This window comes from Noviherbaspirillum sp. (assembly GCF_035654295.1).
Taxonomy (GTDB): domain Bacteria; phylum Pseudomonadota; class Gammaproteobacteria; order Burkholderiales; family Burkholderiaceae_D; genus Noviherbaspirillum.
Window position 1 is genome coordinate 1 of sequence record NZ_DASRXF010000049.1, and the last position, 14531, is coordinate 14531.

Consider the following 14531-nt stretch of genomic DNA (forward strand, 5'->3'; position numbering starts at 1 on the left):
CGGGACGACATACGGGAAGACTCCTTCCAAGGCATCGCGCGCTCCAGATTGTTGCAACGCGATGATCATAAAAGGTGTTACCCATGTCTCCCGACAGGTGTTACCTATGTCCCCCGGCTATACACGCAGCGAAACCCACCAGGTCATAAAGGACGGTAGGTCGGGTAGAGCAGCGAAACCCACACGCGCTCCTTGCTACAGCAAGTCTCGCAGCCGGTAATACAACACCCCGAGCGCAACCGCCGGCTTGCGTATCCACGCCCCGCGCGGAAACGGCGCATGGCGGATGCGTGACAGCAGGTCGAAGCGTTCCGCATGCCCCGCCACCACCTCCGCCACCATGCGCCCCGCCACGCCGGCCAACGCCAGGCCATGTCCCGAAAATCCCTGCAGGTAATAGATGTTGTGCTCCAGCCTGCCGAAATCCGGCGCGTGGTTGATGGTGGCATCGACGTAGCCGCCCCAGGTGTAGGGTACGGACAGGTCCGACAGCTGTGGAAACACCGCCAGCATCCGTTGCCGCACATGCTCGACGAGGTTGCGCGGCGTGGCGCCGCTGAAGGCATCGGCGCCGCCGAACAACAGCCGGTTGTCCGCGGTCACGCGGAAATAGTCGAGCACGAAGTTGGTGTCCGACACCGCTGCCCGCCGGCGGATCAGCGCATCGGCCCGTTCCCCGGCCATCGGTTCGGTCGCGATGATGTAGGTACCCACCGGGATGATGCGGCGCATGAGCTCGGGTGCGATGCTGCCGCCGAACTGGTCGAGGTAGACGTTCCCGGCCAGCACCGCGAAGCGGCATTCGACCTCGCCGGCGGATGTCTTGATCAGCGGGTGCGGCCCGCGCCGGATAGCCGTCACCGCAGAGCCCTCGTACAGGCGCACCCCGGCCGCGCCAGCCGCCTCGGCCAGCCCGAGGCAGTATTTCAGCGGATGCAGGTGGCCCGCCTGCGGATCGTAGGCGCCGGCATGGAATTGGTCGCTCGCGATCCATTCGCGGATTTCAGCGCTGCCTATCCATTGCATCGGATAGCCATAGGCGCAGGCGAGATGCTCGACCAGCGCATCCAGGTCGCGCGCCTTGCGCGCAGTAGTGGCCAGCGTCATGCAGCCGTGCGTGTAGTCGCAGGCGATGCCGCAGCGAGCGATGCGCTCTTGCAGCAGCTGCACGGCCTCGATCGAGATGTCCCACGCGCGGTGCGCATCTTCGCGCGGCAGCTGGCGCTCCATCGCGGCCTGGCCGGCGTATCCCGGCAGCACCTGCCCGCCGTTCCTGCCCGAGGCGCCCCAGCCGAAACGGCGCGCCTCCAGCAGGGCGACCGAATAACCGCGCGCCCTGAATTCGAGCGCGCTCGACAAGCCCGCATAGCCGCCGCCGACCACGCAGATGTCGGCACGGACGCGGCCCTGCAGCGGCTGGCGCGCCGGCGGCCGCACCACGGACGCTTCATGGTACGAATTGTCGTTCAGCCCGGATTCTTTTTTCAGCAGCACGGGAAGTCCCGGAGAGGACTGCAGCGGCGTCAGCTGACGCGGAAGTTCATGAATTGCCAGGGGTCTTCCCTGTCCATGTCTTCGCCGAACAGTGGTGCCCTGCCCTTGAGCGGCGTCCAGTCGCTGAACACCCCGGCCATCTCGCCGAGATAGGGCCGGGCGATTTCCATGACCGCTTCGTGGTCGAGGTCTTCCGGCTCCAGCACCCCGGCGCGCGGCCGGTGCAGCGCCAGCACCATGCCGGCCAGCACGCCCGCCGCCACCTGCAGGCTGGTGGCGCTGTTATGCGGGGTCAGGGCGCGCGCCGCGTCGATCGACAGGCGCGAACCGTACCAGTAGCTGCCGCGCGCATTCCCCATCAGCAGCACGCCGAGTTCATCCGTGCCGGACACGATGTCGTCGCGGATGATGCGCTTCCCGTCCTGCGGCCGCCAGTTGCGCCCCGCCAGCTCGTGCAGCGACAGCACGGCGTCGTCGCAGGGATGGTAGGCATAGTGCACCGTCGGCCGGTAGACCGTTTCGCCGTCGCGCTGCAGGGTCAGGTAATTAGCGATGGAAATCGATTCGCCATGCGTGATCATGAAACCGTGGTATTCCCCCTCCAGCGGCGTCCAGCTGCGTACGCGGGTGCCGGCGCCCGGGCGGTCGAGGTAGATGGCGGCGCCGCATCCGAAGGCGTGGCGCCTGGCATCCGCCGGCCAGCGGCGCTCATGAGCGCCCCATCCCAGTTCCGCGGGTTGCAGGCCTTCACTAATGAAACCGTCTACCGACCAGGTATTGACGAACTCGTTGCGGCGCTTGCGCTGCGCGCTCACCTGGGTGTCGCGTTCGGCGATGTGGATGGTCCGGATGCCGAGCCGCCGCGCGAGAGCCGCCCACTGCGCACTGCCGGCCGGGCGCCCGGCGTCGATGTCGTTGTGGGCGGCGATGTTCAGCAGCGCCTGCTTGACGAAGACCGATGCGAGCCCGGGATTGGCGCCGAAGGTCACGATCGCAGTCGGGCCGCCGGCGTGCTCGCGGCTGAACGCAAGGATCTGCTCGCGCAACCCGTAGTTGGATCGCTGCGAGGCCGTGCGCGAGGTATCGGTGTAGCCGCCGGCCCAGGGCTCGATGCAGGTATCGAGGTAAAGCGCGCCGCGCTGCCAGCACAGTTCGAGCAGTGCCTTGCTCGATACGTCGACCGAAAGGTTGAGCAGGAAGTCGCCCTCGGCGAGACGCGGTGCGAGCGCTTCGACGTAGTTGCCGGGGGTCAGGGGGAGTACCGAAAAGCCGGCGCGATATTCCTGCGCGATGGCAGCGCCGCCGGGGTCGGCTGTCAGGATGCTGATCTGTTCCGGATGGAGTTCGAAATGACGGTGCAGAAGGGGCAGCACCGCCTGTCCAATGCTGCCGAACCCCACCATCACGACCCTGCCGGGCAGGCGTGCATAACGTGCAATGGGTGTCATGGTCGTCCGTCCGTTGATTCCCCTGGAATATCAATTGGACAAACAGCGGACGGCGCGGTTGCAGTGGTGACCCGGCAACAGATGCCGGGGGCACACGTTTAATCCGGGCGCTTGCCAGGGCTGCCGGGCGCCTTCTCCTCGACTGCCGCCTCCGGCTTGAGGAAGTCGAAATCCAGCAGCACCTCTTCCTTCGGCGCTTCCTGCGGCGCCGGTTCGAGGATCGCCGCGGGCAGCTCGGGCACGGCATGCGCGTCTGCTTCCGCCTTGAGGAAGTCGAACTCCATCAGGTTGCCGTCCTCTGCCGGCGTGGCGGGCAAGTCGAGTGCAGGAACTTCGGGGACCGAGGCCACGCTTTCTGCAGCAGGCTTGGTGAAGTCGAAATCGATCGGGCCGGGGCCGGTTTCGCGCACCTCCTCGTCAAGGGCGGGCAAGGCAGGCGGCGCTTCGGCCTGCTCCAGCAGGCTGTCGAGGTCGGCACCGGCATCTTCGCGTGCGGGTTCGGCGGGAGAGTCGAGTTCGGGCAAGGGAAGGTCTTCGTCCGGTGCCGCGCGGGGCGCTTTGTCTTCCGGCACGCGCTCCAGCACGAGCTCGGTTACCGGTATGGCCGGCTTGGCCGGCGCGATCGCATACAGCGGATTGGCGGGATCGATTTCCCGGCCCAATTCTGCAGCCTGTGCCCAGTGGTCACCCTCGCCGCGCGTCATGCGGTGCAGTTCGCGCGCGAGCGCATCGAAGCCCTGCGTATCCTTGCGGCCCGCATAGATGGACAGCAATTTCACGCGTACCGGATGGCGGTCCGGCTGCTTGTTCAGGGCGTCCTTGAGGATGTCCTCGGCCTGCACGTCACGGCCATAGGCGATGTAAACATCGGCTTCGGCCAGCGGATCGACTTCATGCGCATGGCCGCCCTGCAGCAGGACGCCGGCGGCAGGCGCAGTGGCGGCATCGCCGGCGGCGGAAGCGTTTTTGTCTCGCGGCGCATCGTCATACAGGCTGGTCTCGAACGGCTTCTTCGCCTTGCGCCGGCGGGCATACAATCCGGCGGCGCCAAGCAGCGCGACCAGCAGGCCGGCGCCGGGAATGAGGTAATCCGCTTCTTCCTCCGGTGGCGGCGCAACCGGCTTGGGTGCGGCAGGCGCGGGCGCGGCGGGTGCGGATGCGGGCGGTGCCGCGGGCTTGGTCTCGGATGCTGGGGCGGGAGCCTCGGCTGCTGGTGCTGCTGGTGCTGCTGGTGCTGCCGGTGCTGCCGGTGCTGCCGGTGCGGATTCTGCAGCGGCGGGCTTGGCGCCGGCTTTCGCCGCCTCATTCTGCTTCTGCATTTCCGCCAGGAGCTTGTTCGTGACTTCCAGCAGTGTCTGCAGCTCGGTGACTTTCTGTTCCAGCGCCTTGACGCGCGCATTGGCCTCGGCCATCTGCTTTTCCATGGCCGCATAGTCTTCGAGCGCGATCATGCCGGCCTTGTCGTCGGTTGCCGAGACGGCGGTCACACCGGACAGGGTCAGGCGCGGGCGCGTGCCGGAATCGGCCGGTGCTGCCGGCTTGGCGGCGGCGGTCTTCTTTGGCGCCTGGCGCTCGACGGCGCGCGGCGGCTGGCTGGACGACCGGGCGGCCGCCTGCGGTGCCGGCTTCGCGGCCTGCGCGGGACGGGCGGGCGGCGCCGCAGCCTCGCCCACCGGCGCCACTGTTGCCACCTGCGGGCCGTCAGTGCCTGCCGGGTCGAGCAGGAACACGTATTCCCGCACCACGCGGCCGGTGCCGCTGTTCAGTTCGAGCAGCATGTCGACGAAGGGCTCGTTCACCGGCTGGGTCGACATGATGCGCACGAACTGCCTGTCGCCGCGCTGTTCGACGGCGAAGCGCAGGGACATCAGCACGGGATTGAATTCGATATTGGCCTGCCGGTAAGCGTCGAAGCCGGCCAGCTTGACGGTAAGCGGGCCGTCTTCCTGGCGCGCGGCCGACACCAGTTCGATCTCGGCGCGCAGCGGTTGTCCGAGGGATGACATGACGGTGAGGTCTCCCCATCCTGCCGCGCCTGCATTGGAAAACAGCATCGTTGTCGCAACTGCGGCGCTGAGCTTCTTGAGTTGAAACCGGATCGGTTTCCGAGGGGATGGGGAAAACATCAACAGTCTGCCAGTGTGAAGAGGAGGTATGCTATGACGCAGCTTGTCGTGCGTCAATCTTCCTTAAACACTGGTTTAACTGTCATTGCCGCATTGATAATCGGAGGACGCACATGCCCTTCCGGCGCGCCGTGCGCGTTGCCGGAGTTTGTCTGTCGCCTCGACCGGCTGGCCGCTGTTACGGCGCGTGCGCTCCGTCTCCCATGCGTGGAATAGTGCGGTCTCGGGAGAAGCTGCCTTCTTCAAAACTCACTTCCAGGTCTTCCGCCGTGCCCGCGCCGCCTTGGCGCGTGTACAGCGCGACCGCATAGTCACGCAGTGCCAGCTGCTGCTCTTCCTCGCTCAGGTCGCGCCACGGCTTGCCGCGATGCTGCGCAATCACTTCCTCGACGGAAAACTCGACGGAGCTGTCGATACCGTCGCCGCGAATCTTTGCTTTAATGCCATCCATCGCCATTCCTCCTGCATGTGTTCGGGGCGCGTGATGCAAGCGAAAGACATGCCTGTCGTTGTGGATGAACTGTCACCGGAATTTGCACTCTATCCATACCCATCGTGCAAGCGGAGGATGGAAATGGATGTAGAAGTCATTTACCGCCAGCCTGACGGCTCGCAGACCCTGCTTGGCATCCGGAAACTGGACGACATTCCCGCCATGGACAAGCCGTTCGCGCTCGACGACCGGCAATATGTGGCGAAGTCGTATTCCGGGCCGGATGCACAGGGACGCTACCGCCTGTTCCTGGAAGACGATCCGGGCGCAACGCGTCACTGACATGTCGACCGGCTTCAGCCCCGCCGACCCGACCACGGCCAGCCCCGACCGCGTGCGCAGCGTGAGCGGCACGCAAGTCAACCGCGAGATCGACCGCGCCACCGACAGCAACATCGAACGCTATGCCAACGGCACACGCGCCGAAATCCACGAACGCATCCATGCGCTGGATCGCGAATGGGACATCGAGCGGGCGCTGGAGGTGAACGCCACGACGCTCGCCCTCACCGGTCTGGTGCTGGGCGCCGCGGTGGACAGGCGCTGGCTGGCGCTGCCGGGTTTTGTGCTGGCCTTCCTGCTGCAGCATGGGCTGCAGGGATGGTGCCCGCCGGTGCCGGTGCTGCGGCGCATGGGATTCCGGACGCGCGAGGAAATCGACCGGGAAAAGTATGCACTCAAGTCGGCCCTGGAGTGGCCTTGAGCGATGGAAAGAATAGAGAAGCGTGACGGGCAGGCGCCGCCAGCCGGCGCGCCCCCGCCACCGGACCTGAGGGACCTATACCAGTCCGAGGATGCGGCCGATCTCGGCGATATAGCGGCTGTCCTGCAGCACTTCGCTTTCGACGCGCGCGGTCATGTCCTGCAAGGTGCCGCGTACCGTGTGCAGCTTTTCCTTCACCAGCCCGTGCTGGCTGTCCCCGCTGGCGAGCAGCTGCTTGAGGGTGTCGATTTCCTGCCGCAGGGCCTGCACGTCCGGACGGTCGGCAGGTGCGTGCGCAAGCTCCTGCTCCATCGCTGCCACAAGACTGCGGACCCTGTCGAGGCTGAAATTCTCATTGGTGTTCATGGCTGCTGGTCCTTGATGTGATGGTCACGCATTCATTGTAGCCCCGGCACGGTTTTCCGCACACCCACATGTGCGGTGGCCCCATCTTTGCATGGTGTGAGAGGGGCATGAATCAAGGGATTTATGGGAAGGAGAAAGCAATGAAATCCGTACATCCATCCTCGCCGTCCTTCCAGCCGGGAAGGCATCTCGAGGTACTGGACGAGCCGGTGCACGACGCCGCGCGCGACGCTGAAAAAATGACATCGCCCGCGGTTTGCACGGCATGCGGCGCAGTGTATAGCGAAGGCCACTGGCAGTGGACGTCGCCGCCTTCGCACGCGATGCAGATGCGCTGCCCCGCATGCCGCCGCATGGCCGAAGGCCGGCCAGCGGCCCATGTGGCGATTTCGGGCGCGTTTGCCCAGCAGCGCGGCGGCGAGATCGCGCAGCTTGTGCGCGAGGTGGAGCATCGTGAAAAGACCGCGCACCCCCTGCGGCGCGTGATGGCGATCGAGTCGCGCGAAGACGAGCTGGAAGTGCAGACGACCGACGTCCGCCTGGCGCGGGACATCTGCGTTGCGCTGATGGATACCTACAACGGCAAGCTGAATGTGGATTACGACGAGGGGGACAAGCTGTTGCGGGTGAAGTGGGTGACTTGAGGGTGCTGGTGGGTTTCGCTGCGCTCTACCCACCCTACGTTTCTTTATAAAGGACAGTAGGGCGGGTAGAGCGAAGCGAAACCCACCATGGGCCCATTGATAAAGAATCGTAGGGTGGGTAGAGCGAAGCGAAACCCACCGAACCTCCCTACGTCAGCGCGTCCGTCGATTTCACCTGCTGCCGCAGCGCGAACTTCTGGATCTTGCCGGTGGAGGTCTTCGGCAGCTCGCCGAAGAGCACCGCGCGCGGCACCTTGAACCCGGCCAGGTGCTGCTTGCAGTGCGCGATGATGTCCTCGGCCTTCACTTCCGCGCCCGGTTTCACTTCCACGAAGGCGCATGGCGTCTCGCCCCACTTCGGGTCGGGCTTGGCGACGACGGCGGCGGCCATGATCGCCGGATGGCGGTACAGCACGTCCTCGACCTCGATGCTGGAAATGTTCTCTCCGCCGGAAATGATGATGTCCTTGCTGCGGTCCTTGATCTTCACGTAGCCGTCCGGGTTCATCACCGCGAGGTCGCCGGTGTGGAACCAGCCGCCGGCGAACGCTTCTTTGGTTGCCTTCTCGTTCTTCAAATAGCCTTTCATCGTGATGTTGCCGCGGAACATGATCTCGCCCATCGTCTCGCCGTCGGCGGGCACCGGCTGCATCGTGTCCGGGTCCATCACGGTGATGCCCTGCTGCAGGTGGTAGCGCACGCCCTGGCGCGCGTTCAGGCGTGCACGTTCGCCGATGTCGACCTCGTCCCAGGCATCATGCTTGACGCACACCGATGCCGGGCCGTAGACCTCGGTCAGGCCGTACACATGGGTGATGTCGAAGCCCATTTTTTCCATGCCCTCGATCATCGATGCCGGCGGCGCGGCGCCCGCCACCATCGCCTTCACGGTGTGGCTGATGCCGGCCTTGAGTTCCTGCGGCGCGGCCAGCAGCAGGCTGTGCACGATCGGCGCGCCGCAGTAATGCGTCACCTTGTGCTCGCGGATCAGCCCGAGGATGGCCGCCGCCTCGACACGGCGCAGGCAGACATTGACGCCTGCGCGTGCCGCCACCGTCCAGGGGAAGCACCAGCCGTTGCAGTGGAACATGGGCAGCGTCCACAGATAGACCGGATGCTTGGGCATGTCCCATTCGAGGATGTTGGAGACCGCGTTGAGCAGCGCGCCGCGATGGTGATAGACCACGCCCTTCGGGTTGCCAGTGGTGCCCGAGGTGTAGTTCAGGCAGATCGCCTGCCATTCGTCGGCGGGCAGCTGCCAGTCGTAACCGGCATCGCCGCCGGCGAGGAAGGATTCGTATTCGATGGTGCCGATGCGATCGCCGGCGCCGTTGTATTCCGGATCATCGACGTCGATCACAAGCGGTTTGCGGCTGGTGATTGCCAGCGCCTTTTCCATCACGCCGGAGAATTCGCGGTCGACGATCACCACCTTGGCTTCGCCGTGGTCGAGCATGAATGCGATCGACTCCGGATCGAGGCGAGTGTTGAGCGCATTGAGCACGGCGCCGGTCATCGGCACGCCGAAATGCGCTTCGACCATCGGCGGCGTGTTGGGCAGCATGACGGCGACGGTATCGCCCAGGCCGACGCCGGCTTTCGACAGTGCCGACGCAAACTGCCGGCAGCGTGCATAGGTTTGCGCCCAGTTGCGGCGCAGTGCGCCATGCACAATCGCCAGGCGTTCCGGATAAACCGCTGCGGCGCGCTCAATGAAGCTCAGCGGCGACAGTGAAGTGTAGTTCGCTGCATTGCGCTCGAGTCCGCTGTCGTACATGTGTGGCATGGCTTTCGTCTCCAAATTGAACTGCCGCGGTGATCACGGTCTGGCGAAGCATACCGATGTTCATTTGCCAATGCCATACCGTAAAGTTACGACATCGGCAGCAGTCAATTTCCGTATGGAAAATGCGGCGTGCCGGAAGGGCGAAGCAATCCATCGATCACATTACGCGTGATCCTCTCGACGTGCACGTCCTGCTCCAGCACCTGCGCCCAGTCGGTCGTGCCGGCGCTGAACACGGTGCCCTTGCGCGTGAAGATGCCCATCGTCGCGGCGTGTATGCCTTCCCCGGCCTTGTGCATTTCGCGCGGCGGACGTTCCTGCCAGCCCGGGCCGAGCAGACCGGCGGCGAGGAGATGGAATCCCGGCGGCGTGCCGCAGCGGGCGGCGTCCTTCGACAGCGTTGCCACACCGGCCTGCGCATCGAAGGCATCGAGCGGCGCGCCGTCGCATTCATAACCGACCACCGGCGGCGACGTCTCCTTGCCGAAGGCCTCGCCATTGCGCAGGCCAGTGCCGGCGAACACCCAGTGCCCGGCATCCTGCACCACACACCCGTCCGTCTCGCGCGGGCCGTCCCACCAGCCGCCGCCGTGGCGATAGCTCACGCCGGACAGTGCATCTTCAGGACGCGCCGCGCCCGTGGGCGGCCACCAGTGGTCATACGCTCCCTTCGGTCCGCCCTGGTGGCAGACGATGGCCCTGCCCTCCTCCACCACGCGGATGCGCCACCAGCACAGATTGGCGCCGAAGAAGGCGGCATTGCCGCCCGCTGCAACGAAGGCTTCCATGCGGTCGCGCGTCGTTTCGCTCCAGTACTCGTCGTGCCCCACGCTCAATACCAGGCGGTAGCGCGACAGCAGGTCCGCGTCGCGGTGAATGTCGAGGTCGGTGCAGAACTCGGGCGCATGACCGGTGCGCAGCAGCCAGCGGATGAAGCGCGCATCCCAGTGGGCGAAGGTCTGGCGCGGCGATGACAGGTCGTAGTGGTCGGGCGCGCCCCAGGTGTCGCCGCCGATACCGCCGCCGGGACGCTGAAGCGACACGCGCGCGCCGGGCGGATCCTTGGAGAAGGTCTGGCTGACATAGAAGCAGCCGCCGCCGGTGCAGTTGTAGGCATGATAGGTCGCGAGCGGAATCTTGTAGAGCAGCCCGCTGCGCCCGCTGCCGCGCACGACGAACAGCGCCGCGGCACTGGTCATCGCGACGTCGAGCGGCGCGCTGTCCGGTTCCCGCAGATGGGCCACATACACTCCCGAAGGCCAGTCCTGCGGGATGTCGAATGCATACTGTGGCCAGTGCCAGTCGTCCGCCGCGCCGCGCGGTTGCGCATTCCTGCCGTCGAGCCAGGCGGTTTCGTGCATAGTGATGAAACCGTCTCCCCAGCGATGGAAGGCGATGCAAAAGCGCGGCGCGTCGGTGGCGATGCACAGGACGAGCCGCCCGCCGGGGAAGACGCTGGGCGATTGAGGATAGCCGCGGATCATGTGATCGTTACGACACTGCCTCAGGTTCCACCTTCTTCCGGATCAGGAAGGGCGGCATCGCCAGCGCGTGCATGGGCGTGCGGCGGAAGGACTCCAGCGCCTGCGCGGGCGTCTCGACGATCGGTTCTTCCTTGCGGTTGTAGGAGGTGTTCAGCAGCACCGGGACGTTGGTGCGCGCTTCGAAGGCTTGCAGCAGCGCGCGCAGCAGCGGATCGTCCTTCTCGCTCACGGTCTGCAGGCGCGCGGTGCAGTCGACGTGCGTGACCGCCGGGATGATGTCGGCCGCCTGCCTGCGCACGGGCGCGGCAAATTGCATGAAGGGCGAGGGACGGCGGATGTCGAAGAATTCTTCCGCGCGCTCCAGCAGCACGATGGGTGCGAGCGGCCGGAACCATTCACGCTCCTTCACTTTCGCATTGATCCAGTCCCGCACGTGGCCGTGCCGCGGATCGCCGAGGATGCTGCGGTGGCCGAGCGCGCGCGGACCGAACTCGCTGCGTCCCTGGTAGAGGGCAACCACCTTGGTATCGCAGAGCAGGTCGACCACGCGGCCGACCAGTGCATCGGCATCGTCGATGCGCTCGACGATCAGGTCGTCGGCGCCGCGCACCGCTTTTTCGATGTCATCGGTGCGCGGCTCCGGTCCGAGATAGTCGTTTTCCCAGCGCCACTCGCAAGGCTGCCCCGCCAGTTCGGTCAGCCCGTAAATCGCGCAGCCGAGCGAGGTGCCGGCGTCGCTGGGTGCGGGCGGAATGAACACATTGCGGAAGGGCGTCTCGCGCAGCAGCCTGTCGTTGGTGGAACAGTTGAGGCCGGTGCCGCCGGCGAAGCAGAGGTTCTCGGCGCCGGTCTCGCGGTGCAGCCAGCGCGCGACTTCCAGCACCGCCTCTTCGAAGGCGCGCTGTCCGGCGGCGGCGAGGTTGGCGATGTCGGCAAAACGTGTGGTGTCGCCGGCCTGGTAGCGGAAGCGTCCGCGCTCGCGCAGGATCTCGAACCAGCGCGATGGAATGGTGACCTGCGGCCCCTCGACTTCGAGCGGCGGCAGGCCGAGCGCATCGGGATTGCCGTGCGGCGCCATGCCCATCACCTTGCCTTCGTTGCCTTCGCCGGGGAAGATCGCCTGCGTGAGCAGGAAGTAGAACATGCCCAGTCCGACCAGGCGCTGCTCGTTGCGGTCCCAGAGCTGCTTGCCGATGCACTCGATGCGCTTGCGGTCGGCACGGTAGAAGGACGAGACTTCGCGCCAGTCGCCCGGCACAGTGGCCGCGCCGCTCCACTGCTCGGTCAGTTCCGACACCGGGCTGCCCTGGCCGTCGATGATCATCACCGCCGCTTCCTGAAAGGGCGAGGGATGGAACACGCTGTAGACATGCGAGAGATGGTGCGAGATGCGCGCCCGCTTGCAGTCGGGGGCGAGGCGGATGATTTCCCGCAGTTCCTGTTCATAGGCATCGAGATTGTCGATCTCGCTGTCGGACGAGTAGCACTCCACGAGGACATCGATCCTGCCGTCCAGCGCGGCCAGCTCCGGCATGTAGACCTTGCGGAAGTCATCCAGCCTGCCCCAGTGGTGTTTCTGCCGCGTCAGCCTTTCCTTCTGGATGGCGAACACCAGGCGCGACCCCTCCATCAGGCAGATGCTCGCATCCTGTGTCCGGTTGACGCCCAGTATCCTCGGTGCATTGTTCATCGTTGTTCTCCTTTATTGCAGCGGTTGCCATGAGAAGCCTTCGGCGGTTTTCCGCAGGCGCCCGACTCCGGGCGAGGGGGCATGCGGGCACACGAGCAGTGCGTCGCGCGCGACGGCCAGGTTGAACAGCCACGCGCGCGTGCGCGGCGTGGTCCCGGGGTGGGTATCGAAGGCGCTCACCCAGTCCGGGTGGGAAAAATGCAAGGGATGGTGGCAGACGTCCCCGAGAAAGAAGGCGGTCTGCCCATCCGATTCGATGACGACCGTGGTGTGGCCCGGCGTGTGGCCGGGCGTGGGCAGCAGCGAGATTTCCGGCGTCAGGCGCAGCGCGCCGTCGTCGAGGACCATCATGCCGAGTTGCTCGAGCGTGGCGAGCTGCTCGTCGAACTCGGGCACATGGCCGGGGCCGCCGAACCATTCCCAGTCGGCCCGCGCGAGATGGTAGCGGGCACGCGGAAACGCGGGGCGGCGGATGCCGTCTCGCATCAGCATGTTGCCCTTGATGTGGTCGCCATGCCCGTGCGTGAGGATCACCATGCCGACATCCTCGCGGCGGTGGCCGGTGCGGTCGAACTCTTCCAGCAGGTGCCCGGTCTTGCCGCCGTGCGTGTCGTCGCCGTAGCCGGTGTCGATCACGACGAGCGCGTTTTCCGCCTCGACCAGGGCATAGTTGTGGCCCACCGGAATTTTTCCCTCGGCATCGGTGGCGACATGGGCGCGCCACTCGGCTTCGGGCACGTTGTCGAAAAAGAAGTGCGCGGGAAAGCGCCATGTTCCGTCATCGAGGACGATGAGCCCGATCCGGCCGAGGGGAAATTTTTGCAAGTCCTTGCCTCCGCAACAATGAAATTTTGAGACGAAGGGCCGGGGATAAGTTCGGCAATGTTGGAAATTTTTCTAGCACCCCCGGTAATACTTTCCGCCGGTTGCCGAATTACATTTCCTTACGGAACAAAACCGCACACAGCGGGTCTACCGCCCATGCAGTGCACTGCATATATTGGACAACACGGGTGGATGAACATGAAGTGGTTTTATGAATGGCGGCTCAAACGGGTCCGCTCGGAGATTTCGGCACTCGAGAATGCCACCAAGGTACGTTTGCTGGATGACTACACCGGCCACTCCCGGCTGCGCGTGCTGCAGAAGGTGGAAGGCAGCCTGATGAAGCGGCTCGGGAAGTTTTCCGAGAAGCCGGTGAAGGAACTGGCCGAAGCGCAGCACGATCTGAAACAGACGACCTGACAGCGGATGCAGGACCATCGAGAGGCAGGCACGTCTGTGTCTGCCTCTTTTTTCATCAACTCAAGGCAATTCCCTCACACGATGATGAAATTTTTGAAACTGCTGTTCCTCCTCGCGGCCAGCGTCGCGACATTGGCATTCGCCGCTCCCGGCCCGGCGCAGGAAGCGCCGGATGCGCTGGTCAAGCGCATCACCCAAGAGGTGATGGACACCGCGCGCAACGACAAACAGGTCAAGGCCGGCGACCGCACCCGCATCCAGCAGGTGGTCGAGGAAAAGATCCTGCCGCACGTCGACCTGCAGCGCACCGTTGCACTGGCGGTGGGCCGCCACTGGCGCGAGACCACGCCGGAGCAGCGGCAGCAGCTCACCGACGAATTCCGCACCATGCTGATCCGCACGTATGCCGGCGCGCTGTCGCTGGTGGGCGACCAGCAGCTGGTGTACAAGCCGGCACGGATCGCGCCCGGCGAAAGCGATGCCGAGGTGCGCTTCGAGGTGCGGCAGCTGCGCGGCCGCGACCCGGTGCAGGTAAGCTACCGCCTCTACCGCGCGGCCGACGGCTGGAAGGTGTACGACGTGAACGTGCTTGGCGTGTGGATGGTCGAGACCTACAAGAGCAGCTTCAGCAACGAGATCGCGCGCGGCGGCATCGACGGCCTGATCCGCACCCTGGCCGAGAAGAACAAGGCACTGGCGTCGCAGGCGTCGGGCTGAGGCGCCCCGGCCACTTCGGTCGTGCACACCCGCCGCTTGCATCCCAGGCAACACGCTTGAGCTGCGTCATGATCAACTCGCTGCGCCCACTCTAACTTCTGAAATCTTGTCTACGATGCAGGAAACCGAGCATTTGCTCGGTTTTTCTGTGCGCTCGCACAGCGCAGTCCCTGAAGCACAAAAATAATCAATCAAAATACCAATACAAGGAGACAATGGATGAAGACGTTCATCAGGAGGTGCTTTGCCTCCATCCTCGCCGTACTTGCCATCCTGCCCGCTGCGTCCTGGGCAAGCTACACGCAAACGCGTTACCCCATCGTGCTGGTGCACGG

At 65.2% G+C, this 14531-nt stretch carries 14 protein-coding genes; 5 read left to right on the forward strand and 9 right to left on the reverse strand.

What is annotated here, in order from left to right; translation table 11 throughout:
• Nucleotides 1-195: 195 nt before the first annotated feature.
• The 4 genes from VFF99_RS05775 to VFF99_RS05790 all read right to left on the reverse strand — a co-directional run bounded on the left by VFF99_RS05775 (nt 196) and on the right by VFF99_RS05790 (nt 5519).
• On the reverse strand, nt 196-1494 hold the full coding sequence (locus tag VFF99_RS05775; RefSeq protein ID WP_325015852.1) for an FAD-binding oxidoreductase: 1299 nt from the start codon (nt 1492-1494) through the stop codon (nt 196-198).
• A gap of 29 nt (nt 1495-1523) precedes the next feature.
• On the reverse strand, nt 1524-2942 hold the full coding sequence (locus VFF99_RS05780) for a homospermidine synthase (protein ID WP_325015854.1): 1419 nt from the start codon (nt 2940-2942) through the stop codon (nt 1524-1526).
• 98 nt (nt 2943-3040) lie between these two features.
• The gene (locus tag VFF99_RS05785; protein WP_325015856.1) at nt 3041-4996 is read right to left on the reverse strand and encodes a hypothetical protein; all 1956 of its coding nucleotides are present in this window, start codon (nt 4994-4996) and stop codon (nt 3041-3043) included.
• 250 nt (nt 4997-5246) lie between these two features.
• Nucleotides 5247-5519, reverse strand: coding sequence for a hypothetical protein (locus VFF99_RS05790; RefSeq protein ID WP_325015857.1), 273 nt, complete (start codon nt 5517-5519; stop codon nt 5247-5249).
• A gap of 123 nt (nt 5520-5642) precedes the next feature.
• Between VFF99_RS05790 and VFF99_RS05795 the strand changes: the two genes are divergently transcribed.
• Complete coding sequence (locus tag VFF99_RS05795; protein WP_325015859.1) at nt 5643-5843, forward strand: hypothetical protein; 201 nt, start codon at nt 5643-5645, stop codon at nt 5841-5843.
• 1 nt (nt 5844) lies between these two features.
• Complete coding sequence (locus tag VFF99_RS05800) at nt 5845-6264, forward strand: hypothetical protein (protein ID WP_325015861.1); 420 nt, start codon at nt 5845-5847, stop codon at nt 6262-6264.
• A gap of 75 nt (nt 6265-6339) precedes the next feature.
• Here VFF99_RS05800 and VFF99_RS05805 read toward each other — a convergent pair whose 3' ends face one another.
• The gene (locus tag VFF99_RS05805; RefSeq protein WP_325015863.1) at nt 6340-6630 is read right to left on the reverse strand and encodes a hypothetical protein; all 291 of its coding nucleotides are present in this window, start codon (nt 6628-6630) and stop codon (nt 6340-6342) included.
• A 140-nt stretch (nt 6631-6770) separates the two neighbouring features.
• Here VFF99_RS05805 and VFF99_RS05810 point away from each other — a divergent pair, with 140 nt between their 5' ends.
• Nucleotides 6771-7274 (forward strand): BCAM0308 family protein, encoded by a 504-nt coding sequence (locus tag VFF99_RS05810; RefSeq protein ID WP_325015865.1) that lies wholly within the window; start codon nt 6771-6773, stop codon nt 7272-7274.
• A 148-nt stretch (nt 7275-7422) separates the two neighbouring features.
• Here the strand turns inward: VFF99_RS05810 and VFF99_RS05815 are convergent, their stop codons facing one another.
• From VFF99_RS05815 to VFF99_RS05830, 4 genes are all read right to left on the reverse strand, one after another.
• Nucleotides 7423-9060: an acyl-CoA synthetase gene (locus VFF99_RS05815; RefSeq protein WP_325015867.1), complete on the reverse strand. Its 1638-nt coding sequence runs from the start codon at nt 9058-9060 to the stop codon at nt 7423-7425.
• Between the two features lie 104 nt (nt 9061-9164).
• Nucleotides 9165-10544: a N,N-dimethylformamidase beta subunit family domain-containing protein gene (locus VFF99_RS05820; protein ID WP_325015869.1), complete on the reverse strand. Its 1380-nt coding sequence runs from the start codon at nt 10542-10544 to the stop codon at nt 9165-9167.
• Nucleotides 10545-10551: 7 nt separating this feature from the next.
• Nucleotides 10552-12234 carry a carbamoyltransferase family protein gene (locus VFF99_RS05825; RefSeq protein ID WP_325015871.1) on the reverse strand — a complete coding sequence of 561 codons (1683 nt, stop codon included), beginning with the start codon at nt 12232-12234 and terminating at the stop codon, nt 10552-10554.
• 12 nt (nt 12235-12246) lie between these two features.
• Entirely contained in the window at nt 12247-13059 is an 813-nt protein-coding gene (locus VFF99_RS05830) for an MBL fold metallo-hydrolase (protein ID WP_325015873.1), read from the reverse strand.
• Nucleotides 13060-13257: 198 nt separating this feature from the next.
• Here VFF99_RS05830 and VFF99_RS05835 point away from each other — a divergent pair, with 198 nt between their 5' ends.
• Together VFF99_RS05835 and VFF99_RS05840 are read left to right on the forward strand one after the other, a co-directional pair.
• Nucleotides 13258-13479: a hypothetical protein gene (locus tag VFF99_RS05835; RefSeq protein WP_325015875.1), complete on the forward strand. Its 222-nt coding sequence runs from the start codon at nt 13258-13260 to the stop codon at nt 13477-13479.
• An 84-nt stretch (nt 13480-13563) separates the two neighbouring features.
• Nucleotides 13564-14196: an MlaC/ttg2D family ABC transporter substrate-binding protein gene (locus tag VFF99_RS05840; RefSeq protein ID WP_414691505.1), complete on the forward strand. Its 633-nt coding sequence runs from the start codon at nt 13564-13566 to the stop codon at nt 14194-14196.
• Nucleotides 14197-14531: the final 335 nt, after the last annotated feature.